A 23,628-nucleotide genomic window follows, 5' to 3' on the forward strand; every position below is an offset into this window, starting at 1 on the left:
CACTGTTCTTGCGATTTTCGCCAAAATTAAACCATGTTAGCCCGCGCCTGAGCAACCATGCTGGCGGCCTGCGGAAGTTTCATTTTACCGGCTTCAGGCTGACAAAAATGTGATTGACGGCGGGCAATCGCTTTCTATAATGAGTGTTCACTCACTCAATAACAAGTTCGTTTTTATGACGTCGCCCAAGCCCCGACGCCTCCGTGTCAAAACGTTCATTCTGGTGGTCATCATGTTAGCAGGCAGTATCGCTGGTTTTTCCAGGCTCTTCTCCACGATCGAATTTGGTAAATTGCCGGACGGAGAGCGTCTTGCAAGGATCCAGGCCTCGCCAAACTGGCGTGACGGTAAGTTTCATAACGAAACGACGACGCCGATGTACACCAACGGCAAAGGCTTTTTATCCGTACTATGGGAATATCTGTTCGTAAAACATAGCGAAACCAAACCTGAACGCGCGCTGCCGGTGGTTAAGACCGATTTAAGGGCGTTGCAAAGCGATGAGGATGTGGTTATCTGGCTCGGCCACTCCTCCTGGTTTATGCAAATAGACGGGCATAAAATCCTCATCGATCCGGTATTTAGCAGCTATGCCGCGCCCTTCTCCTTCATGAATAAGGCGTTTAACGGCCCCTACCCGTGGCAAGCGGCGGATATGCCGGAGATCGACTTTCTGATTATCTCCCACGACCACTGGGATCATCTGGATTATCCCACTCTTAAGGCGCTGAAACCTAAAGTGAAGCAGATCGTCACGGCGCTCGGCGTTGGCTCGCATCTGGAAGCCTGGGGTTTTGCGCCGCAAATCATTCATGAACTGGACTGGCACGAAAAGGTGGTTGCGGCGGACAGTCTGACTATTCATGTCCTGCCTGCGCGGCACTTCTCCGGGCGCGGTTTAACCGCTAACAAAACGCTGTGGGCAAGTTTTATGTTTGCCACTCCTCGCCACCAGGTCTTCTACAGCGGAGACAGCGGCTATGGCCCACACTTTAAAAATATCGGCGAACAGTTTGGCCCGGTCGATCTCGCTATTCTGGAAAACGGCCAGTACGACCCGGCCTGGCAACATATCCATATGCTACCGGAAGAGACCGCCGCTGCCGCCGCTGATTTGAACGCAAAGGTAATGCTGCCGGGACACGCCGGGCGTTTTTCTATGGCGAATCATAGCTGGTATGAGCCCTGGAAACGGATTGCGGCGGCAAGCAAAACCAGACTTTACAAGCTGCTGACGCCAGAAATGGGAGAAGTGGTGAAACTGAACGATCCGCAACAGCAGTTCCTTTCCTGGTGGGAAGCGAAAGCCGAGTAAGACCAACACCTGCAGAAAAAAGGAGGATTTATGTCCATGCCTGCGCACTTCATGGAATCCCTGATTGAATGGATTGAAGACAATATGGATAAGCCGCTCAGAATTGAGGATGTGGCAAAACATTCCGGCTACTCAAAGTGGTACCTGCAGCGAATGTTCACCAGCACCACCGGGAAAAGTATGGGAACCTGGATCCGGGACAGGAAGCTGCTGCTGGCCGCCGATGACCTGGTGAACACCAGTGACAGAATCGTTGATATTTCCGAGCGCTACGGTTTTGACTCCCAGCAGTCTTTCACGCGCATCTTCGGCAAAAAGTACAACATTTCGCCCTCGGCCTACCGCAAAAGCAACGTCAGAAAGGTAGCCTGAGGAAGCTAAACTCCCGCCTGATTGTCTCATCATCCGGGAGCTTCTTTAATCACGGTTTAAGGCAGGGAACGTCCTACCGCAAGCGCCGCGGCAATATTTCTCGCCGCCCTGCACAGGTTCTCCCCGGCGTTTGCCAGCGCCTCTTCAAGCGTGCACACGGCATATAACACGCTGAATACGGCATCCAGCCCGTGCTCATGCACTATGCCCACATCTTTAGCCAGGCTGCCCGCAATGCCGATCACCGGCTTGTTGTAGCGTTTTGCCACTTTTGCCACGCCGACCGGCACCTTGCCGTGAATGCTCTGGCTGTCGATGCGGCCTTCGCCGGTGATGACCAGGTCGGCGTCACGCACCAGCTCATCGAGGTTAAGCGCCTCGGTAACGATAGTGATGCCCTGTCGCAGTTCGGCGCCACAAAAGGCGTAAAGCGCGGCGCCCATTCCCCCGGCGGCGCCGCCGCCAGCAAGCGTCAACACGTCGATATCCAGATCGCGGGCGATGATTTTTGCATAATGCCCGAGCGCAGCGTCCAGCTGCTTCACCATCGCCGCAGACGCCCCTTTCTGCGGGCCGAAAATAGCCGAAGCGCCTTCGTTGCCGGTTAAAGGGTTTGTAACGTCGCAGGCCACTTCGATGCGGCAATTTCGCAGGCGTTTATCCAGCCCGCTGATATCGACAGAGGCCAGCTTTTCGAGCTCGCCGCCGCCGTACCCCAGCTGCTCGCCTTTCTCGTTCAGCACCCTGGCGCCGAGCGCCTGCGCCATGCCGATGCCGCCATCGTTTGTCGCGCTGCCGCCGATGCCGATAATAATGTGTTTAACGCCGCGATCCAGCGCATGGCTAATGAGCTCGCCCGTTCCCCACGACGTAGTAATCAGAGGGTTGCGCTCCGCAAGCGGGACCTGCTCCAGCCCGCTGGCCGCCGCCATTTCGATGAAAGCGGACTCGCTATCGCCGGAGAGCCCATAAAAGGCCGTAACGGGCTTGCCAAGCGGCCCTGTTACCCCGACTTCGACAATGCTGCCTTGCGTGGCGGCAACCATCGCTTCCACGGTCCCTTCGCCCCCATCTGCAACCGGCAGTTTTACATAGCTGGCATCGGGGAATATCTCCCTGAAGCCCGCTTCTATCTGTGTCGCCACCTCCAGAGCGCTGAGGCTCTCTTTCCAGGAGTCTGGTGCGATTACAATTTTCATATGCCGTCCATCGCGATGTGGAAGTTGTCATACTGTCCGGCGCCCGCGGGCGCCGATGGCCACTTAACGCACCATGCAAGGGCGTTTGTTATCAAAAGTCCATTCAGGGATAAGATACTGCATTGCCATAGCGTCATCACGTGCGCCAAGCCCGTGCTTTTGATACAGCGCATTGGCTTTCATCAGCTCATCCATATCCAGCTCGACGCCCAGACCCGGCGTCGTCGGCACCTGCACCATGCCGCCTTTAATTTCAAACGGCTGTTTAGTCAGGCGCTGATTGCCTTCCTGCCAGATCCAGTGGGTGTCGATGGCGGTAATTTTACCCGGCGCGGCGGCCGCCACGTGGGTGAACATCGCCAGCGAAATATCAAAGTGGTTGTTGGAATGGGAGCCCCATGTCAGGCCAAAGTCATGGCACATTTGCGCTACGCGCACCGAACCCTGCATGGTCCAGAAGTGCGGATCGGCCAGCGGAATATCCACGGACTGCAGCGAAAGCGTGTGGCCCATCTGCCGCCAGTCGGTGGCGATCATATTGGTTGCCGTCGGCAGGCCCGTGGCGCGACGGAATTCCGCCATCACTTCACGTCCTGAGTAACCTTGTTCGCCGCCGCATGGATCTTCGGCATACGCCAGCACGCCGCGTAGCGCTTTGCCCAGGGCGATGGCTTCGTTGAGCGACCATGCGCCGTTTGGATCGAGAGTGACGCGCGCCTGTGGAAAACGTTTTGCCAGCGCGGTTACCGCTTCGGCCTCCTCGCTTCCGGCCAGCACGCCGCCTTTAAGTTTAAAGTCGTTAAAGCCATATTTTTCATAAGCGGCCTCCGCCAGGCGCACTACGGTATCCGGCGTCATCGCCTCTTCATGGCGGATACGGTACCAGTCGCATTTCTCATCCGGCTGGCTTTGATAAGGCAGCGGAGTGAGTTTGCGGTTGCCGACGAAGAACAGATAACCCAGCATTTCCACCTCGCTGCGCTGCTGGCCATCGCCCAGCAGGCTTGCGACATTGACGCCAAGGTGCTGGCCCAGCAGGTCAAGCATCGCCGCCTCAATACCTGTGACCACGTGAATGGTGGTGCGCAAATCAAACGTCTGCAGGCCGCGGCCGCCGGCATCACGGTCGGCAAATTTCTGGCGCACGTCGTTGAGAATATTTTTGTACTCACCAAGCGTTTTACCCACCACCAGCGCCGCGGCGTCTTCCAGCGTCTGACGGATTTTTTCGCCGCCCGGAATTTCGCCCACGCCGGTATGCCCGGCGTTATCTTTAATGATCACGATATTGCGGGTGAAAAACGGCGCATGCGCCCCGCTCAGGTTCATCAACATGCTGTCGTGCCCGGCGACGGGAACCACCTGCATGGAGGTTACTACTGGCGTCGAAGTTGAAGTGCTCATTATTCTTTCCTTGTCCTCAAGAATGTCTACCCGCGGCCAAAAGCCGGACGCTTACGATCGAATTGCCAGCCGGGCACCAGGTACTGCATGGCGGCGGCATCGTTACGCGACCCGCCGGGCAGCGACTTGTAGATTTCGTGCGCCTTCTGCACCCGATCCCAGTCCAGCTCCACGCCAAGCCCAGGCGCGTCCGGCACGGCTATCTTACCATTGACGATTTGCAGCGGAGATTTTGTCAGACGCTCATCGCCCTCCTGCCAGATCCAGTGGGTGTCGATTGCGGTCGGCTTGCCCGGCGCTGCCGCCCCTACGTGGGTAAACATCGCCAGCGAGATATCGAAATGGTTGTTTGAATGACAGCCCCAGGTCAGCCCCCAGTCGTCACACAGCTGCGCTACGCGCACGGCGCCGCTCAGCGTCCAGAAATGCGGATCGGCCAGCGGAATATCCACCGCGTTGACCATTACAGCATGGTTCATTTCACGCCAGTTGGTGGCAATCATATTGGTGGCGACAGGCAGACCGGTCGCGCGACGGAATTCCGCCATTATTTCACGTCCGGAATAGCCCTGCTCCGCGCCGCACGGATCTTCGGCATAGGTCAGCACATCGCCCATGCCTTTGCACAGATCAATGGCTTCATCGAGCAGCCAGGCTCCGTTTGGATCCACGGTGATACGCGCATCCGGGAAACGTTTTTTCAGTTCGCGGGCGGCATCCAGCTCCTGCTCACCCGGCAGCACGCCGCCTTTCAGCTTGAAATCTTTAAAACCGTAGCGGTCCTGCGCGGCTTCCGCCAGGCGCACTATCGACCGGCTGGTCAGCGCTTCCTGATGACGTAGCTCATACCAGGCGTGGCCGGCGTTTTTGCCGTCCAGATAAGGCAGATCGGTTTTGTTGCGGTCGCCGATATAGAAGAGATAGCCCAGCACGGTCACCTCATCGCGCTGCTTGCCTGGACCAAGCAGCTCGCAAACCGGCACGTTCAACGCCTTGCCCAGTAAATCCAGCAGCGCAGCCTCCAGCGCCGCCACCGCGTTAACGCGCAGTTCAAAGGTCCAGGCACCCTTGCCGAAGGTATCAAAATCGGCTGACTGATTGCCTTTGTGGACGTTCTGCACCACGCGATTCATACGCGCGACTTCCTGGCCTGTAACCTGCGGAATTGCATCGATCAGAGTCTGGTAAATCACTTCTCCGCCGGGCGCTTCGCCCACGCCGGTGTTCCCGGCGCTATCGGTCAGCACCACGATGTTGCGGGTAAAAAAGGCGCCGTGCGCCCCGCCGATATTGAGCAACATGCTGTCATGGCCGGCTACCGGAATAACCTTCATATCAGTAACGATCGGGCTTGCTTGAGTATTCATCATTCTCATCCTGTTATGACGGGTTTCAGTTCTACACGTTTGATATCGCCAACGACGATCAGATAGCTAAGCACCGCGACAACCGCGTGGATCCCAACGTAAATCAGCGCGCCGTTAAACGAGCCGGATACTCCGACAATGTAGCCGATAGCGATTGGCGTCACGATGCCGGAAACGTTGCCGAACATGTTAAACAGGCCGCCGCTCAGGCCGCTGATCTCTTTTGGCGCGGTGTCGGCCATTACGGCCCATCCCAGCGCGCCGATGCCCTTGCCAAAGAAGGCCATCGCCATAAAGCCCACAACCATCCATTCAGCCTGCACGTAGTTACAGAACACCATGCTGACCGAGAGCAACATTCCCAGCACGATAGGCGTTTTACGCGCAATATTTAGCGAACCGGTGCGCCGCAACAGCCAGTCAGAGATAATCCCGCCCAGCACGCCGCCCATAAATCCGCAAACCGCCGGCACCGAGGCCACCACGCCCGCCTTCAGAATCGACATGCCTTTTTCCTGCACCAGGTAAACCGGGAACCAGGTGATAAAGAAATAGGTCAGGGCGTTGATACAATACTGGCCGATGTAGATGCCGATCATCATGCGCGAGCCAATCAGCTGTTTGATCTGCCCCCATTTTTGCGCGAAGGGCACATGCTCTTTGGCTTTCTTCTGATCCATATTGACCAGCGCGCCGCCCGCTTCAATATATTCAAGCTCTTTTTTGTTCACACCCGGATGGTTGTTAGGATCGTGGATCACCTTCAGCCAGATAAAGCTGATGATGATGCCCAGCCCGCCCATGAAGAAGAAGACGTGTGACCAGCCCACCTCGTGCGTCAGCCAGCCCATGATTGGGGCAAAGATAACGGTCGCAAAATATTGCGCGGAGTTAAAAATGGCGACCGCGGTGCCGCGCTCCTGCGCCGGGAACCAGGCCGCCACGATGCGGCTGTTGCCGGGGAAAGATGGCGCTTCGGCCAGCCCCACCAGAAAACGCAGCGTAAACAGCGCGATGATGATGCCAAAGCCGCTGAAGATGTCGACGAAGCCCTGCAGCAGGGTAAACACCGACCAGATGAAGATGGACCAGAAATAGACGCGCTTCGAACCGAAGCGGTCAAGCAGCCAGCCGCCGGGAATCTGGCCGATGACATACGCCCATGAGAACGCGGAAAAAACGTATCCCATGCCGATCGGGTCAAGCCCAATCTCTTTTGCCATCTCGGAGCCGGCAATCGACAGGGTGGCACGGTCGCCATAGTTAAATGAAGTGACGATAAACAGCATCACCACTATCCAGTAGCGGGCGTTGGTCCTCTTTTCGACCACGCTCGCCGTTTGGCTAATTGTGTTCATGATGCACTCCTGAACTAAACAGCATTTGTAGGGTAACGGGAATGGTGCTTTGTTTTTGCACGGTATTTTTATTAGCGAAACGAGTCATTACGCTGGTTTACGCGGTTTTATTACTTAACCGGAAGAAAGTATATGGAGGGAACAGGCTGGCCTCATCGTGCAAAGACACAAGTTTGACGCTCACCGTTTGAGCAGTTTATGGCGTCTGTCCATAAAGCCGAGGGATGGTTCACGCTTTTGGCAACAAATGGGCAAAACGAGGGGAAACAGGAGTGGTGAAGCATGCCTGGCGTGGCGGGTAGAGCGCGGTCTTATCCGCCGCAAAAATCTGGCGGGCGGCGCTATCGCTCACCCGCCCTACAACCTTTTAATTTAACCTAATAATTTAGCCCACTGCTCAACCCAGGGATTGGCTACCGCTTCAGGCTCAGGATGGTCGTTAGCATCGATAGCCAGCAGGTTGCCGATTCGCGTTGCGCCCTGCTCCTGCAGCAGCGCATCAAATTTCTTACCGCCGCCGCAGAAATGGTCGTAGTTGCTGTCGCCAAGGGCAATCAGCCCGTAGCGTAAGTCCGGCTGATAACCCACTTCATCTTTCAGGGCCTGAAACAGCGGAACAATGCTGTCGGGTAAATCGCCCTGGCCGGTGGTGGAGGTAACAACCAGCACATAGTGATGACGATAGCGTTGCCAGTCTGACAGCTCCGGGTCTTCAAACACCGTCGCTTTATGTCCCTGCTTTTTCAGAATCGCTTCGGCTTCTTCAGCCACCAGCAGCGAGTTTCCATACATGGTGCCAACAAAAATACCTACTTCGGCCATAGTTAACTTCCTGGATTATGGTTTCTGGTTTTCATCCTGACGCCTGCCTGCGGCAAACTCAACCTTTTCAATATCGCCGAGCATACCGCGCCAGCCAAACTGTGACATCATCTGCATCCAGGTATCGTCAAGCTGCGCGCGCAGGACGAGCGGCTCGCCGGTCACCGGATGAGCAAGCTCAAGCTGGCTTGCGTGCAACATCAAACGCTGGCAGCCGAAATGTTCTGCTGCGGCGCGATTCTGCCGTAAATCACCGTGCTTCGAATCGCCAATAATAGGATGGCGCAGGTGCGAAAGATGACGGCGCAGCTGGTGCTTGCGGCCGGTCTGCGGTTTTAGCTCCACCAGGCTGTAGCGCGCCGTCGGGTAACGCCCAACCGGCACCGCCATTTCAACCGTCGCCATGCCGCGATAATGCGTAACCGCAGGCTGCGGGCCTTTATCCTGGCTTGCATGCTTATCAGCAATTTTATCCAGCTCTTCGGTTAGCGGATAATCAAGCACCGCCTCATCCTCAAGCCAGCCGCGCGTAACCGCATGATAACGCTTCTGAATCTGGTGGTTCTCGAACTGTTGGGACAACAGCCGTCCCACCTCGCCTGAAAGCCCCATCAGCAGCACGCCGGAAGTCGGCCTGTCCAGGCGGTGGACGGTGAACACGTGCTGGCCGATTTGATCGCGCACGGTTTGCATCACGAAGACTTTTTCGTGCCTGTCCAGCCAGCTACGATGCACCAGCCAGCCCGAGGGTTTATTCACCGCCACCAGCCACTCGTCCTGATAGATTATCTCCAGCATCAGTCCGCCGCGCCTGCAAACAGCGCGTCCAGTTCCTGCAGGGCGGCCAGCAGCGGCTCGCGTCCGATATGGGCGGCATCAAGCGCCATTTCGTAATAGGGGGCGATGGCAAAAGAAGAGGGAAGCGGCTGTTTGCTGTCGATAAGCGCGTGCATACGCGGGATCAGGACCCACTGTAGCCACTCATGTGGCTCCAGCGTATCCATACAAAACGGCTGCGTGCTTGCAAACGCGGCGGGCTGGGGGGCGATGCCCTGCCACAGTTGATGATCGCGTAAAACCTGTTCGATCGCTTGTAAATGCTGGCGTACCAGCGCATGGCGTTCCATGAAAACCTCAGACGTAGGCCAATGAAGCGGGCAAGCATATCACTTCTTTGGCACGGCGAAAAAATGCATAAAAAAAGGGAGCACTGTATAAACAGTGCTCCCGGTTCGTTTCGCAGCTGATCCGGCTACTTTTGGTGCTCCCTGCTCGTCCGTGACAACTTTGTCCTGCGGTCTCCTGACCTACAATCCATCGTACCTGCATCCTGCAACCGGCGTCCTGCTGGTCTCCTGCATCGTCCTGACGCGAAATCCTTTAGTCTTCCAGACCCGCCGATCGTCCTGATTCGGCTCTCATTCTCCGTCCTGGAGGTGTCCCTTACTCATCCTGAGTGGTTCCTTGCTTCTTCCAGAAGCCTTCCCTGTAACGCCTTCCTGACGTGTTCCGCTTCCTCATGAAGTGACATCATCCTGATATCGCCTTCACTATTCGACGTCCTGTCGATGAATACAGGATCTCTTATTTGGCCCTCTCTGACAAGGCACCCGGCTGGAAAGTTCCCTTAAACTTTCGTTCGAAAGCCAGGCGAGATCTAATCAAACCGCTGATAAATAAAGAAATCATAAATTCACAGTCAGCTAATGCCCGCTTAAAAGTTAGCGATCTCTTACAGCGTTTGTAAGAGATCTCTCACACGCGCGCTTTATACAGGAGCTAAATGACCTGCGGCTGGAGCGATGCCAGGAACGTCGCCAGCGAGGGCGCCAGCGTCCTGCGCTGCCTGGTGCCGATTTTTTCCAGCACCACTTCGCCGCTTAAGTTGCACAGCGACACCACCTCCATTTCGTCCTGCGTGGTCGCCAGAAAAAGGGTTGGCGAAAGCTTCAGGCGTTTCTGGGTCACCAGGTGGCCGATTAAATTTTCCTGAACGCGCTGAAAGTCTTCCTCGCTCCAGACCTGCAGAAGCGTCAATACCACGCTGCCGGATAGCGCGGGCATGTCGCCGGCGAACTGCGTGGTGTAAAACTGATGGGCCGCGGGCTGGAGCGAGATATCCAGCGCGCGCTCTACGCCGCTTAAGTCGTCCTCAAGGGAGAAAGGCTGCGGCTGCCAGCGCACATCGCCGCCGGTTGTGGTGACGATACAGGGTGACGGAACACCATACAGCTCTTCGCTTGCGGGCCAGCCGCCGGTTTGCTCGCGCCACTGCGTGCAAAAACGTTCCGTGAAGGCTTCCAGCGCCTGGCGCACATCGTTATCCATCAATTTCTCACTCCCTCAAGGCTGCGGTACAATAAAGGCCAATTGTACCCGCATTCCATTGGTGACACATGCCTTATGAACAACACCAGGCTCTGAGCGGCCTGACGCTGGGTAAGCCCACCGCTTACCAGGATACCTACGAACCCGCCCTGCTTCAGGCCGTGCCGCGCAGCCTGAACCGCGATCCTTTAGGCCTGCAGGCAGATAACCTGCCCTTTACCGGGGGCGATATCTGGACGCTATACGAGCTCTCCTGGCTGAACGATAACGGCCTGCCGCAGGTTGCCGTCGGGCACGTCCAGCTCGACGCCGACAGCGTCAACCTGGTGGAATCCAAAAGCTTTAAGCTCTACCTGAACAGCTTTAACCAGACGCGCTTTCGCGATTGGGAAACCGTACAGGAAACATTAAAACGCGATTTGAGCACCTGCGCGCAGGGCGAGGTCAGCGTGGTGCTGTTCCGTCTGCACGAGCTGGAAGGCCAGGAAATCGCCGCTTTCAACGGCGAGTGCATCGACGAGCAAGATATCGTGATTGACAGTTATGAATTTAATGCCGATTACCTCGCGGATGCCGCCGGAAGCGAAATCGTAGAAGAGACGCTGGTCAGCCATCTTCTGAAATCCAACTGCCTGATTACCCATCAGCCAGACTGGGGTTCAGTGCAGATTCGTTATCGCGGCCCGCGTATCGACCGTGAAAAACTGCTGCGTTATCTCGTCTCATTCCGCCAGCACAACGAATTCCACGAGCAGTGCGTCGAGCGAATTTTTAACGACATTCAGCGTTTTTGCGAGCCGCAGTCCCTGAGCGTCTATGCGCGCTACACCCGCCGTGGCGGGCTGGATATCAACCCGTGGCGCACCAGTACCGATTTCCATCCGCCATTTGGCCGCCTCGTTCGCCAATAAATGCGAAATGCCTCGCAGGCCATAAGGGTTTGCTGGTTTTCGGGTTGTTAAATTTACCGCGGCAGGGCTATTGTAATCATTGGGAGCGGCATACTCGCTCCGTAAGGAGTTAACTTGATTACACATATTAGCCCTCTTGGCTCAATGGATATGTTGTCGCAGCTGGAAGTCGATATGCTTAAACGCACGGCCAGCAGCGACATTTACCAACTTTTCCGCAACTGTTCACTTGCCGTCCTTAACTCAGGAAGCCAGACCGACAGCAGCAAAGAACTGCTCTCGCGCTACGAGAGCTTTGATATCAACGTGCTGCGCCGCGAACGCGGTGTCAAACTGGAGCTGATTAATCCGCCGGAGGAAGCCTTTGTTGACGGCCGTATAATCCGCGCCCTGCAGGCTAACCTGTTCGCGGTACTGCGCGATATTCTGTTCGTTAACGGCCAGCTCGCTAACGCAGGCCGCTTTCAGAATCTGGATTTAGAAGACTCTTCGCACATCACCAATATGGTGTTTTCAATTCTCCGTAACGCCCGCGCGCTGCACGTCGGCGAGGCGCCAAACCTCGTTGTATGCTGGGGCGGGCACTCCATTAATGAAAATGAATATCTGTACGCCCGCCGCGTGGGCACCCAGCTTGGCCTGCGTGAACTAAACATCTGCACCGGCTGCGGGCCAGGCGCGATGGAGGCGCCGATGAAAGGCGCGGCCGTAGGCCAGGCGCAGCAGCGCTATCGCGAAGGGCGCTTTATCGGCCTGACGGAACCCTCGATCATCGCCGCTGAGCCGCCCAACCCGCTGGTCAACGAACTGATTATCATGCCGGATATCGAAAAGCGTCTGGAAGCCTTTGTCCGTATCGCCCACGGCATTATCATCTTCCCGGGCGGCGTGGGCACGGCAGAAGAGCTGCTCTACCTGCTGGGTATTCTGATGAATCCGCACAACCATGACCAGGTCCTGCCGCTGATTCTGACCGGCCCGAAAGAGAGCGAGGATTACTTCCGGGTGCTGGACGAATTTATCGTCAGCACCGTCGGCGAACAGGCGCGCCGCCACTATAAAATCATCATTGACGACGCGCCGGAAGTGGCCCGCCTGATGAAAAAAGCCATGCCGCAGGTGAAAGAGAACCGCCGCGAAACAGGCGATGCCTACAGCTTCAACTGGTCGATTCGTATCGCGCAGGATCTGCAGATGCCGTTTGAGCCAACCCATGAAAATATGGCGGATCTCAATCTGTACCCGAATCAGCCAGCGGAAAAACTGGCAGCCTCTTTGCGTCGGGCTTTCTCGGGCATTGTGGCGGGTAACGTAAAAGAAGGCGGTATTCACGCCATCGAAAAATACGGTCCGTACAAAATTCACGGCGATGCCCGGATGATGAAACGCATGGATGACCTGCTACAGGGATTTGTGGCGCAGCATCGTATGAAGCTTCCCGGCAGCGCCTATATCCCCTGTTACGAAATCTGCACCTGATTTCCCAACGGGCCGCAGCCATGCCGCCTTAGTTTGTTGACAGGCACCCGGAAACGCAATTTTCGGATGCCTGGGCAAATCAGAAACACCATCCCTTTTATCCGTTTCCAGAACAACGCCGTTCCCCCTGTCGAAATTTGGCAGGGGGATAAGCCGTGCCGCCTTTATTTCTTATCGCCGCGCAGGCAAACGGTTGCCTTCCTCATCCTGTCTGCCCGCAAAACATCACGTCTTTTGCATAATAGCAAAACGAAAATGCTGCTTAACCCTCGTTATGTAGACAAAAATCAACTATTTACTGATGGTTAATTTATTGCATCTTTCGCAAATGCTAGTCTTTTTGCGCATAAATATGGCATGCAAGATCACAGGCAGTTTGAAATATCGCCAATAACTACATGAATGGTAGATTCTTGCATTTGGGATCGCGATCACTGATACGTTAATGACATAAATGTATCTTTCCGCCCGCCGATAGTTACAGGTCAAAATTACTAGAAAAAAGACCTGACACAGAATTTAGTTTCATTGGTAATGCGATAAGCATCGTTATTGACTGAAATTTTGCAAAAATCGTTCTTTCTGGAGAAGTTGATGGATACTACACAAACCGGCAGTATTGCCTCTGTCGAGACAAAAAGTTCCTGGCGCAAGTCTGATACCATGTGGATGCTCGGCCTGTACGGCACCGCCATCGGTGCCGGCGTGCTGTTCCTGCCGATTAACGCCGGCGTCGGCGGTCTTATTCCGCTGTTTATCATGGCCATTCTTGCCTTCCCGATGACCTTCTTTGCACACCGCGGCTTAACCCGCTTTGTGCTGTCCGGTAAAAATCCAGGCGAAGACATCACTGAAGTTGTAGAAGAACACTTTGGCGTTGGCGCAGGTAAGGTCATTACCCTGCTCTATTTCTTCGCCATTTACCCAATTCTGCTGGTTTACAGCGTGGCGATCACCAACACCGTGGACAGCTTTATTACTCACCAGTTGGGTATGGTTTCTCCACCGCGCGCTATTCTCTCCCTGATTCTGATCGTGGGTCTGATGACCATCGTGCGTTTCGGCGAGCAAATGATCGTTAAGGCGATGAGCATTCTGGTGTTCCCGTTTGTTGCGGCGCTGATGATGCTGGCCCTGTACCTGATCCCTAACTGGAGCAGCGCGGCATTCGACACCATGTCCTTCAGCGCGTCGCCGGCAACCGGCAGCGGCCTGTGGATGACGCTGTGGCTGGCAATACCGGTGATGGTCTTCTCCTTTAACCACTCGCCGATTATCTCAGCTTTCGCGGTGGCAAAACGTAACGAATACGGCGACGGCGCTGAGAAAAAATGCTCCCGCATCCTCTCCTATGCACACATCATGATGGTGCTGACGGTGATGTTCTTCGTGTTCAGCTGCGTACTGAGCCTGTCCCCTGCGGATCTGGCCGAAGCCAAGGCGCAGAACATCTCTATTCTCTCTTACCTGGCCAACCATTTTAACGCACCGGTTATCGCCTGGATGGCGCCGATCATTGCGATTGTCGCCATCACCAAATCCTTCCTTGGCCACTACTTAGGCGCCCGTGAAGGCTTCAACGGTATGGTGATCAAGTCGCTGCGCGGCAAAGGTAAAAGCATCGAAATTAATAAGCTGAACCGCATCACCGCTATCTTCATGCTGGTCACAACCTGGATTGTGGCTACCCTGAACCCAAGCATCCTGGGGATGATTGAAACCCTGGGCGGCCCGATTATCGCGATGATCCTGTTCCTGATGCCGATGTACGCTATCCAGAAAGTACCTGCTATGCGTAAATACAGCGGCCATATCAGCAACGTATTTGTTGTTGTAATGGGCCTGATTGCTATCTCCGCTATCTCTTACTCCCTGTTCGGCTAATTCAGCTTGAAACCGCTCGCTTTTTGCGGGCGGTTTCCCCCTCTACAAAGTCACTCGCGTAATGGAAGCATTATGATTAGCGTATTCGACATTTTTAAAATTGGTATCGGGCCTTCCAGCTCTCATACCGTCGGCCCGATGAAGGCCGGCAAACAGTTCGCAGATGACCTAATCGCGCAAGGGATACTGCCCGATGTTACCCGCGTAATTGTTGACGTTTATGGCTCGCTCTCCTTGACCGGTAAAGGCCACCATACCGATATCGCGATTATTATGGGGCTCGCAGGTAACCTGCCGGACACCGTGGATATCGATGCCATCCCGCATTTCATTCAGGATGTGAATACCCATGGCCGACTGATGCTGGCTAATGGCGCGCATGAAGTAGAATTCCCGGTAGATTGCTGCATGAATTTCCATGCGGATAATCTGTCGCTGCATGAAAACGGGATGCGCATCACCGCTCTGGCGGGCGATAAGCTCTTGTACAGCCAGACTTATTACTCTATCGGCGGCGGATTTATCGTTGATGAGGCGCACTTCGGGCAGGAAGATACTCAGCAGGTTGCGGTGCCTTATCCCTATAAGAACGCCGCCGATTTGCGCAAGCACTGCGATGAAACCGGCCTGTCGCTCTCCGGCCTGATGATGCAAAACGAACGCGCGATGCATACGCAGGCTTCAATCGACGCGCACTTTGCAAACGTCTGGGCAGTTATGCGCAGCGGCATTGAACGCGGCATTACCACTGAAGGCGTCCTGCCGGGCAAAATGCGTGTCCCGCGCCGTGCGGCAGCCTTACGCAGAATGCTGGTGAGCAGCGATAAGAACAACTCCGACCCGATGGCCGTTGTAGACTGGATCAACATGTTTGCGCTGGCGGTTAACGAAGAGAACGCTGCGGGCGGCCGCGTGGTAACGGCCCCAACCAACGGCGCATGCGGCATCGTCCCTGCGGTGCTGGCGTACTACGACAAGTTTATCCGCGAAGTAAATACTAACTCCTGTGCGCGCTACTTCCTGGCCGCCGGGGCAATAGGCTCGCTGTATAAAATGAACGCCTCCATTTCCGGCGCGGAAGTCGGCTGCCAGGGCGAAGTTGGCGTAGCCTGCTCCATGGCGGCGGCAGGCCTGGCGGAGCTGTTGGGCGGCAGCCCGGCACAGGTTTGTATCGCTGCGGAAATCGGCATGGAACATAATCTGGGCCTGACCTGCGACCCGGTTGCGGGCCAGGTGCAGGTGCCGTGCATCGAGCGAAACGCGATTGCGGCGGTAAAAGCTGTAAATGCGGCTCGTATGGCGCTGCGTCGTACCAGCGAACCACGCGTTTGCCTCGATAAGGTTATTGAAACCATGTACGAAACCGGCAAGGACATGAACGCCAAATACCGTGAAACCTCACGCGGCGGACTGGCGATGAAAGTGTCCTGCGATTAAAGACAAAAAGCCCTCAGCAGAGGGCCTTGAGATTGGTGACAAGCATCCGAAAAGCGTGGTTTTCGGATGCCTGGAATAAACCAGAAGATAGAATCCTTTGCTTCTGAAAGTAGCGACCAAAAAAATTTACCCCCGCAGACTTTGTCAGCAGTCGCAGGGCCTTCAGCAGAGGGCTTTTTTAACTGCAGCTTTTAACGCAAATCACCCACTTTGACGTGGTCCATATCGTCGAACACCTGATTTTCACCCACCATACCCCAGATAAAGGTATACGCGCGTGTACCCACGCCCGAGTGAATAGACCAGCTCGGTGAAATTACCGCCTGTTCGTTCTGCACCACGATATGACGCGTTTCCTGCGGCTGACCCATCATGTGGAACACACAGCTGTTCTCTTCCAGACCAAAGTAGAAATAGACTTCCATACGGCGTTCATGAGTATGGCACGGCATGGTATTCCACAGGTTGCCAGGCGCAAGTTCTGTCAGCCCCATGCTCAACTGGCAGGTTTCCAGCACGTCCGGGACGAAATATTTGTTGATAGTGCGCCGGTTGCTGGTGACGTCTTCGCCAAGCGTCACCGGCGCCACCTCCGCAGGCGTAACGCGCTTAGTTGGATAAGTGGTATGGGCTGGCGCGCAGTTATAGTAGAAGCGAGCAGGTTTCGCCGCATCCACGCTTTCAAACACGACTTCTCTTGCACCTTTCCCCACATACAGCGCATCGCGATGACCAATTTCATAGCAGGTGCCGTCTACCGTGATGGTCCCTGCTCCACCGATGTTGATCACGCCCAGCTCACGGCGCTCAAGGAAGTAGCTCACGCCAAGCTGCTTGCCTACTTCACCGCCTACGCTCACTGAACGCGTCACCGGCATTACGCCGCCGACAATAATGCGGTCAATGTGGCTGTAGGTCATGGTGTACTGGTCGGCGGTAAAAATCGTCTCAATCAAAAACTCTTTGCGCAGGCCGGTCGTATCAAGCGTTTTCGCATGGTCGCTGTGAATGCTTTGACGAATCTCCATTACTTTTCCTCACTGGCGTATTCAAACGGATGTGCTAATCACTCCCGTTACTATTAATGAAAAACTACAATTTAAATATATTTAATTACAGGATATTTACATTTAAACCTCTTAATAAATATTTTAGCAGTCGTTAGATAAAAATAATGTGATCTAAATTGAAATAACGTTTCATTTTGATTGAATCACCATTCTGTTAACCGGATAGTAGCAGGTATACACTATCTTTCGGAGCCTAACCATTCGTAAAAAGATCGTTCACAGCACCACTCCAGGCCTGCTCTGAAGAGAAGGTTTTCGTAATTTGCGCGGACAATGCAGATAACCCAATAAAAATTAAATATTTGTATTGCGAACTCTTGCGGGTTTTTTAAGCCGTACCGCGGATGTTTAATAAAGAAGGTTGAGAAATTTTTATGAGAATTAAAGCGAATATCGAACGTATTCCTGGCGGGATGATGCTCATTCCGCTGCTGCTTGGCGCGATGTTAAATACCTTCGCGCCCGACGCCGGAACTTACTTCGGCTCCTTTACTAAAGGAATGATTAGCGGCACCGTTCCTGTTCTTGCGGTGTGGTTCTTCTGTATCGGTGCCTCTATCGATTTACGGGCAACCGGTACGGTGCTGCGTAAATCCGGCACGTTGGTTGTCACAAAAATTGCTGTCGCCTGGGTTGTGGCAATGATTGCCGCTTCCTTTATTCCTGATGAAGGTATTCAGACAGGCATGTTTGCCGGCCTCTCCGTGCTGGCGCTTGTTTCGGCCATGGACATGACTAACGGCGGCCTGATGAACCAGTACGGCACCAAAGAAGAATCCGGCGCGTTTGTTTTAATGTCGCTGGAATCCGGCCCGCTGATGACCATGGTAATCCTGGGGTCCGCAGGCCTGGCCTCCTTTGAGCCGCACCACTTTATTGGCGCCGTGCTGCCGTTCCTGATTGGCTTCACCCTGGGTAACCTGGATCACGATTTCCGCGCCTTCTTCAGCAAAGCTACCCCGACGCTTATTCCGTTCTTCGGTTTTGCTTTGGGTAACACCATCAATCTGAACGTGATTATGGATACCGGGCTGCTGGGCATTATGCTGGGCGTAGCGGTTATCGTGGTTACCGGGATTCCATTGATTCTGGCTGACAAATTTATTGGCGGCGGTAACGGTACCGCAGGGATCGCCGCGTCATCTGCGGCAGGCGCTGCGGTGGCAAACCCGGTCATTATTGCGCAGATTAATCCGGCGTTTGAGCCGGTGGCCGCTTCAGCCACGGCGCTAGTAGCGGCAAGCGTTATCGTCACGGCGATTCTCGTACCGATCATTACCGCACTGTACTCGCGGCGCATAGGAGGCAAGATGGAAGAAAAAGAGCTGGTGCAGCAAGCACCGCACCACTAAAAGAAAAAGGAGCCGCAAGGCTCCTTTTTGACTTACAGCGCCGACTTCAGCCGCTGCACCGCCTCATAAAGCTGCTCTTCCGTGGCCGTCGCATAGGAGAAACGCAGCGTCTTTTTATCCGCGTTATCACTGAAGAAGAACTCGCCGGGCACGTAGACCACGCCTTTCTCCAGCGTCCGCTGCAGCCACTTTGTGGTATCAAACTCGTAGCGGAATTTCGCCCACAGGAACATGCCGCCCTGCGGCTGGTTAAAGCTGATATGCTCGCCCAGCTCGTCCTGCAGGTAACGCGACAGGCTCAGGCATTTTTGCTTATAGGCATCCCGAATCAGCGCAATCTGCGGGTTCAACCGGCCCAGCGTCAGGTAAGCCGCCACCAGCGACTGCGAGAAAGAGTTGGCATGGAGATCGGTCGCCTGCTTGATGATAGCCACTTTCTGCTTCATCCATTCCGGCAGGATTAACCAGCCCACACGCAGGCCCGGCGCCAGGATTTTAGAGAAGGTTGAGGTATAGACCACGTTCTCATGATTGCCCCTTTCCGCCGCGACCTGGAAAAGCGTTTTCTGACGCTCTTCGGTAAAGCTGATGGCGCCGTACGGATCGTCTTCAATGATGACGAAATCATGCTCAACGGCCAGTTTTACCAGCTTCTCGCGGCGCTCAGCGCTAAGCGTTGTGCCGCTCGGGTTGCCAAACGTCGGCACCAGATAAACGCACTTGATGCGGGTCGTTTTAAGCAAGGCTTCCAGTTCATCAACGATCATGCCGTGCTCGTCGCCGCCTACGGATTTTACCGTCGCTTCGGTAAGGCTAAGAATTTGCAGCGTCGCAAGATAGGTCGGGCGCTCAACGACAAATACGTCTCCCGGATTTGCCAGCGCGCGAATCAACAGATCCAGCGCCTGTTGAGAACCGGAGGTGATAAGCAGTTGGTCAGGATTAGTGGTGATGCCACGCTCCCGGCACAGGGCAACAAGCTGCTGACGAAGTTCGACATTTCCTTCCGTTAAGCCGTACTGGAAAGCGTCGTTGAAGTTCTCATCCACTACCTTTTGCGTGGCCTGCGCCAGGCCTTCTTTATCAAACAGCTCCTGGGAGGGAATACCGCCGGCAAGCGAAATCACGCCCGGCATTTTGCTGTGTTTTAAAAGTTCACGGATGGCTGAAGGCTGCAGGTTCTGGATACGATGTGCGAGGTGCGTGCTGTTGCTCATATTGTTATCTCTGATTTTCTGTTCGCTTAAAATATACATAGCAACCAAATTAATTAGCAATGCCTTTGCAGAACTAAAAGCGATGATTTTGCGAGGCGCTTTCCCAAATCACGTTCTCAGGTTCGCCCCCCGCACGGGGAGATGTTAAAGTAGGCCGAGTCGTTATATAAAGCGAAAAACAATGAACATTCATCTACTTATCGTCGACGCCCTGAACCTTATCCGCCGTATCCATGCGGTGCAGGGCTCGCCCTGCGTCGATACCTGTCTGCATGCCCTTGAGCAGCTGTTAAGCCATAGCCGGCCAACCCACGCCGTTGCGGTGTTTGACGATGAAGACCGGCGCGAAGGCTGGCGGCATCAGGCGTTACCGGACTATAAAGCCGGACGGGCGCCAATGCCAGAATTCCTGCAGCATGAAATGCCGTCTATCCGGGAAGCCTTCGCCCGTCGCGGCGTGGCCTGCTGGCATTCGCAGGGGAACGAGGCGGACGATCTCGCGGCGACCCTTGCCGTTAAGCTCGCAGCGGGCGGCCATCGCGCCACTATCATCTCCACGGATAAAGGTTTTTGCCAGCTGCTCGCCCCCACGATTGAAATTCGCGACTACTTTCAGAAACGCTGGCTGGATGCGCCTTTTATTGCGCAACAGTATGGCGTTCTGCCCGAACAGCTGCCCGATTTCTGGGGCCTGGCAGGGATCGGCAGCAGCAAAATTCCGGGCGTGGCGGGCATTGGGCCGAAAAGCGCAACGCAGCTGATAAACCAGTTCTCAACGCTTGAAGCGCTGTATCAGCGGCTGGATGAAGTCCCGGAAAAATGGCGGAAAAAGCTGGAAGCGCATAAAGAGAGCGCCTTTATCTGTCGGCAGGTTGCACGCCTGCAGACGGATTTAAAGCTGGACGGGAATTTGCAGCAGCTGCGGCTGCCCGCCAGCCGCTCATAATGTCGATATTTACGGCGGGCGGCGCTTATCCGGCCGATAACTCGATTTGCAGGTCGGGTAAGCGGCAGCGCCACCCGACGATATTCACATCAAACCCCGAATCTTAACCACGCTCGTCGCGACGGCCGCCCACGGCCGCCCACATACGGCGCACGTGTACGGTCACTTCTTCCCGGTCATGATAAAGCTGGCGTGCCTGAATCTGCGCGCTAATGCCATTTTCTTCAAGCTTTTCGCGCATCTGCGCAAGGTTTTGCGAAACCTCCTCATAGCGCTTTTTCATTGGCAGCTTGAGGTTAAAGATGGTTTCACGGCACCAGCCATTTACCAGCCAGGTTGTCATCAGGCTCGTCACTTTTGCCGGCTTCTCTACCATGTCGCATACCATCCAGGAGATGTTGTTGCGCGTGGGCTTATATTTAAAACCGTCTTCACGCAGCCACGTCACCTGTCCGGTATCCATCAGGCTTTGCGCCATCGGGCCGTTATCAACGGACGAGACCCACATGTTGCGTTTCACCAGTTGATAAGTCCAGCCGCCGGGGCAGGCGCCCAAATCCACCGCATACATGCCGTTTGCCAGGCGTTCGTCCCACTCGTCGGCGGGAATAAAGATGTGGAACGCCTCTTCGAGTTTGAGCGTTGAGCGGCTTGGCGCGTCCGACGGGAATTTAAGGCGTGGAATGCCCATATAAAACGGTGAATTGTTGTCGGGATACGAATAGCCGGTATAGCAACAGCCGGGTGCGATAAAGAAGACGTGCACCACAGGACGTTTAGGCGTTTCGTAGTTAGTCAGCACGCCCGCTTCACGCAGGCTGGCGCGCAGCGGCACCGTCAGCTTGCGGCAGAACTTCAGCAGCTCTTTGCTTTCGTTGGTGTCGGCAACCTCAACGCGCAGATCGCCGCCCTTCTCAACCACGCCCTGCAGCATGCCCGTAATCGGCGTGATGCGATCCTCAGGCGGCAGATCCTTTAACAACTCTCCGACAACGATCATCTGGCGAGCAAAGATCAGATCGCTGAACGGCAGCTCGCGCGCCAGCTTGTCGGCGTCTTCCTGCTGGTAGCATTCAAAAACTACGTAGCCGCTGCTTTCTTTTACGCGCGCAAAGCCGTATACGCTCCGCTGGCCTGCTTTATCGGTAATTTCCGCCGCGCATTCTTTTTCAAAGCCCTGGCGGCAGTACAAAATAACTTTATTATTCATGGCTTGCGCCCTTACGTTTCAGGCGCATTGCACCGATCAACATCAAAATCCAGCCGGCGAGGAAACTGACCCCGCCGACGGGTGTAACAAACGCCCACAGGCGCAAATGCGACAGCGCCAGGCAATAAAGACTGCCGCTGAATAAAACGGTGCCGAGCGCCATAAACACGCTGCTCCAGTAAAACCAGATGCTGATGCGGCGCTGCATAGCAACCGCAAGGCCAAAAATGGCCAGCGTATGAAACGCCTGATATTCAAGACCCGTCTGGATCCACCCCATCTCAACAACGCCGAGAGATTTACTTAATACATGCGCCCCAAAAGCTCCCAGGGCGACGAAAATAAAGCCGCTGATAGCGGTAAAAATCAGCATGAAACGGCTGGTCATGGTGTAACCCTAAATGTAAGGCGCAGCCGTGGCCGCGCGAAGATTTACTTATTGATCGTAGCGAAAGCGGAATTTTTCCTGTTCACTGGCGGCCTTCGCCAGGATCCACTGCCGGAATGCGGCTATTTTACCGAGTTCTGCCTGACTGTCATGACAAACAAGATAAAAGGCATTTTTACTGACCAGCACGTCGTTAAACGGGCACACCAGGCGGCCCGCTTCGATTTCGGACTGCGCCATAACGTTGTTTGCCAGCGCAACGCCCTGGCCGTGAATGGCGGCCTGCAGCACCATCGCGCTGTGGCTGAAAATGGGCCCCTGCTGCACATTAATGTGGCTGACGCCCAGCTGGCGCGTATAAGTTTGCCAATCCCGCCGCGACGCATCATGTAATAAGGTGTGCTGCGCGAGATCTTCCGGCGTTTTGATCGGCCTGTCGCCCGTCAGCAGCATCGGCGAGCAGACCGGCAGCAGATACTCAGCGTACAATTTTTCCACCCGCAGGCCTGGCCAGTTTCCGCGGCCATAAAAGATAGCCACGTCGACGTCGTCTGAAAGCTTATCTTCCTGACGGTCAACGGCTTGTATACGGACATCGATTCCCGGATAAGCTGAGTTAAAGCTGGTAAGGCGAGGCACCAGCCAGTGAATGGCGAAACTTGGCAGTAAACTTACCGTCAAAGCGCCTTTTGCGCTCCTTGCCTGCAGCTTGCGCGTCGCCTCGGTGAGCTGAGAAAAAATCTCTTTAATATCGAGATAATAGCTCTGTCCTTCTTCAGTAAGCAGCAGCGAGCGGTTGCGGCGACGGAACAATTTAAGCCCTAAAAAGTCTTCCAGCGACTTAATCTGGTGGCTAACTGCCGCCTGGGTGACAAAAAGCTCTTCGGCCGCTTTAGTGAAGCTCAGGTGCCGTGCGGCGGCATCAAAAACACGTAATGCATTAAGGGGTGGTAAACGCTTGGACATGAGTGACAGGCTTAAATGTTAATGGCTGTTAACAAACAGGTTATTTTAATTAACCTATTAGTTTTTTTTATCTGAGCCATTATAAATTGTCCGTTGAGGATGCACCAGCAAATACCTATAGTGGCGGCACTTCCTGAGCCGGAACGAAAAGTTATCTGGAATGCGTGTTCTGGAGGGCTTTTGGCTTACGGTTGTGATGTTGTGTTGTTGTGTTTGCAATTGGTCTGGCATTCCAGACCCCGGTAGCTTAGCTACCCCTTTTTCACTTCCTGTACATTTACCCTGTCTGTCCATAGTGATTAATGTAGCACCGCTTTTAGCGGTGCTTTTTTTTACTCACGCTTTAGTGGTCAAGCTCAACCATCTCTTTCACGTCAGTACGGTTAATCTGCTGCTTGTTGCCGTTAGCATCTTTGTACGAAATCATCCCTGTCTCATTGTCGGTTTGCGGTTTACCGTCGGAAACAATGGTGCGACCGTCGTTCGTGTGCATGACATAATTCGGGCTGGAACATGCTGAGAGTGCAAAAGTCATCATACATGCAGATACAATAGCGGCTGCCTTATTCATAGTTCTTCTCCTTGTACATAGAGTTTAATGCT

General features: G+C 54.6%; 22 protein-coding genes. 8 read left to right on the forward strand and 14 right to left on the reverse strand.

Annotated elements, in window-relative coordinates; genetic code table 11:
- Positions 1-232: 232 nt before the first annotated feature.
- The gene (locus tag WLO31_RS16140) at positions 233-1,315 is read left to right on the forward strand and encodes an MBL fold metallo-hydrolase (protein WP_435927648.1); all 1,083 of its coding nucleotides are present in this window, start codon (positions 233-235) and stop codon (positions 1,313-1,315) included.
- Between the two features lie 30 nt (positions 1,316-1,345).
- A complete protein-coding gene (locus tag WLO31_RS16145; RefSeq protein WP_435927649.1) occupies positions 1,346-1,687 on the forward strand; it encodes a helix-turn-helix domain-containing protein in 342 nt (113 codons plus the stop codon).
- Between the two features lie 56 nt (positions 1,688-1,743).
- Here the strand turns inward: WLO31_RS16145 and WLO31_RS16150 are convergent, their stop codons facing one another.
- The 8 genes from WLO31_RS16150 to syd form a co-directional block, all read right to left on the reverse strand.
- Positions 1,744-2,886: a glycerate kinase gene (locus WLO31_RS16150; protein WP_435927650.1), complete on the reverse strand. Its 1,143-nt coding sequence runs from the start codon at positions 2,884-2,886 to the stop codon at positions 1,744-1,746.
- A 63-nt stretch (positions 2,887-2,949) separates the two neighbouring features.
- Positions 2,950-4,290 (reverse strand): glucarate dehydratase, encoded by a 1,341-nt coding sequence (gene gudD / locus WLO31_RS16155; protein WP_435927651.1) that lies wholly within the window; start codon positions 4,288-4,290, stop codon positions 2,950-2,952.
- 26 nt (positions 4,291-4,316) lie between these two features.
- Positions 4,317-5,657: an enolase C-terminal domain-like protein gene (locus tag WLO31_RS16160; protein ID WP_435930638.1), complete on the reverse strand. Its 1,341-nt coding sequence runs from the start codon at positions 5,655-5,657 to the stop codon at positions 4,317-4,319.
- A gap of 5 nt (positions 5,658-5,662) precedes the next feature.
- Positions 5,663-7,015, reverse strand: coding sequence for an MFS transporter (locus tag WLO31_RS16165; protein ID WP_435927652.1), 1,353 nt, complete (start codon positions 7,013-7,015; stop codon positions 5,663-5,665).
- A gap of 372 nt (positions 7,016-7,387) precedes the next feature.
- On the reverse strand, positions 7,388-7,837 hold the full coding sequence (locus WLO31_RS16170) for a flavodoxin (RefSeq protein WP_435927653.1): 450 nt from the start codon (positions 7,835-7,837) through the stop codon (positions 7,388-7,390).
- Positions 7,838-7,852: 15 nt separating this feature from the next.
- Entirely contained in the window at positions 7,853-8,635 is a 783-nt protein-coding gene (truC, locus tag WLO31_RS16175) for a tRNA pseudouridine(65) synthase TruC (protein WP_435927654.1), read from the reverse strand.
- Positions 8,635-8,964: a YqcC family protein gene (locus tag WLO31_RS16180; RefSeq protein WP_435927655.1), complete on the reverse strand. Its 330-nt coding sequence runs from the start codon at positions 8,962-8,964 to the stop codon at positions 8,635-8,637. The genes truC and WLO31_RS16180 overlap by 1 nt, the downstream gene beginning before the upstream one ends.
- A gap of 652 nt (positions 8,965-9,616) precedes the next feature.
- Positions 9,617-10,165, reverse strand: a complete 549-nt coding sequence (gene syd, locus WLO31_RS16185; RefSeq protein ID WP_435930639.1) for a SecY-interacting protein — start codon at positions 10,163-10,165, stop codon at positions 9,617-9,619.
- 68 nt (positions 10,166-10,233) lie between these two features.
- Here syd and queF point away from each other — a divergent pair, with 68 nt between their 5' ends.
- The 4 genes from queF (at position 10,234) to WLO31_RS16205 (ending at position 15,876) form a co-directional block, all read left to right on the forward strand.
- On the forward strand, positions 10,234-11,076 hold the full coding sequence (gene queF / locus WLO31_RS16190) for an NADPH-dependent 7-cyano-7-deazaguanine reductase QueF (RefSeq protein ID WP_435927656.1): 843 nt from the start codon (positions 10,234-10,236) through the stop codon (positions 11,074-11,076).
- Between the two features lie 114 nt (positions 11,077-11,190).
- Positions 11,191-12,555, forward strand: a complete 1,365-nt coding sequence (gene ppnN / locus WLO31_RS16195; RefSeq protein ID WP_435927657.1) for a nucleotide 5'-monophosphate nucleosidase PpnN — start codon at positions 11,191-11,193, stop codon at positions 12,553-12,555.
- 594 nt (positions 12,556-13,149) lie between these two features.
- Complete coding sequence (locus WLO31_RS16200) at positions 13,150-14,439, forward strand: HAAAP family serine/threonine permease (protein ID WP_435927658.1); 1,290 nt, start codon at positions 13,150-13,152, stop codon at positions 14,437-14,439.
- 72 nt (positions 14,440-14,511) lie between these two features.
- Positions 14,512-15,876 carry an L-serine ammonia-lyase gene (locus WLO31_RS16205; RefSeq protein ID WP_435927659.1) on the forward strand — a complete coding sequence of 455 codons (1,365 nt, stop codon included), beginning with the start codon at positions 14,512-14,514 and terminating at the stop codon, positions 15,874-15,876.
- A 191-nt stretch (positions 15,877-16,067) separates the two neighbouring features.
- Here WLO31_RS16205 and kduI read toward each other — a convergent pair whose 3' ends face one another.
- Entirely contained in the window at positions 16,068-16,904 is an 837-nt protein-coding gene (gene kduI, locus WLO31_RS16210) for a 5-dehydro-4-deoxy-D-glucuronate isomerase (RefSeq protein ID WP_435927660.1), read from the reverse strand.
- Between the two features lie 416 nt (positions 16,905-17,320).
- On the opposite strand from kduI, the gene kdgT reads away from it, so the two are divergent.
- Positions 17,321-18,298 carry a 2-keto-3-deoxygluconate transporter gene (kdgT, locus tag WLO31_RS16215; RefSeq protein WP_435927661.1) on the forward strand — a complete coding sequence of 326 codons (978 nt, stop codon included), beginning with the start codon at positions 17,321-17,323 and terminating at the stop codon, positions 18,296-18,298.
- A gap of 32 nt (positions 18,299-18,330) precedes the next feature.
- On the opposite strand, the gene WLO31_RS16220 is transcribed toward kdgT, so the two are convergent.
- Positions 18,331-19,515 (reverse strand): PLP-dependent aminotransferase family protein, encoded by a 1,185-nt coding sequence (locus tag WLO31_RS16220; protein WP_435927662.1) that lies wholly within the window; start codon positions 19,513-19,515, stop codon positions 18,331-18,333.
- Positions 19,516-19,696: 181 nt separating this feature from the next.
- Here WLO31_RS16220 and xni point away from each other — a divergent pair, with 181 nt between their 5' ends.
- A complete protein-coding gene (xni, locus tag WLO31_RS16225) occupies positions 19,697-20,461 on the forward strand; it encodes a flap endonuclease Xni (RefSeq protein ID WP_435927663.1) in 765 nt (254 codons plus the stop codon).
- Positions 20,462-20,564: 103 nt separating this feature from the next.
- Here xni and rlmM read toward each other — a convergent pair whose 3' ends face one another.
- The 4 genes from rlmM to WLO31_RS16245 all read right to left on the reverse strand — a co-directional run bounded on the left by rlmM (position 20,565) and on the right by WLO31_RS16245 (position 23,596).
- On the reverse strand, positions 20,565-21,671 hold the full coding sequence (rlmM, locus tag WLO31_RS16230) for a 23S rRNA (cytidine(2498)-2'-O)-methyltransferase RlmM (RefSeq protein ID WP_435927664.1): 1,107 nt from the start codon (positions 21,669-21,671) through the stop codon (positions 20,565-20,567).
- Positions 21,664-22,059, reverse strand: a complete 396-nt coding sequence (locus WLO31_RS16235; RefSeq protein ID WP_271123547.1) for a DUF423 domain-containing protein — start codon at positions 22,057-22,059, stop codon at positions 21,664-21,666. The genes rlmM and WLO31_RS16235 overlap by 8 nt, the downstream gene beginning before the upstream one ends.
- Before the next feature lie 48 nt (positions 22,060-22,107).
- Positions 22,108-23,025: a glycine cleavage system transcriptional regulator GcvA gene (gcvA, locus tag WLO31_RS16240; RefSeq protein ID WP_167612629.1), complete on the reverse strand. Its 918-nt coding sequence runs from the start codon at positions 23,023-23,025 to the stop codon at positions 22,108-22,110.
- Positions 23,026-23,368: 343 nt separating this feature from the next.
- Positions 23,369-23,596, reverse strand: a complete 228-nt coding sequence (locus WLO31_RS16245) for a YgdI/YgdR family lipoprotein (protein WP_435927665.1) — start codon at positions 23,594-23,596, stop codon at positions 23,369-23,371.
- Between the last annotated feature and the right edge of the window lie 32 nt (positions 23,597-23,628).

The organism is Dryocola sharpae, assembly GCF_051307055.1.
GTDB lineage: Bacteria > Pseudomonadota > Gammaproteobacteria > Enterobacterales > Enterobacteriaceae > Dryocola.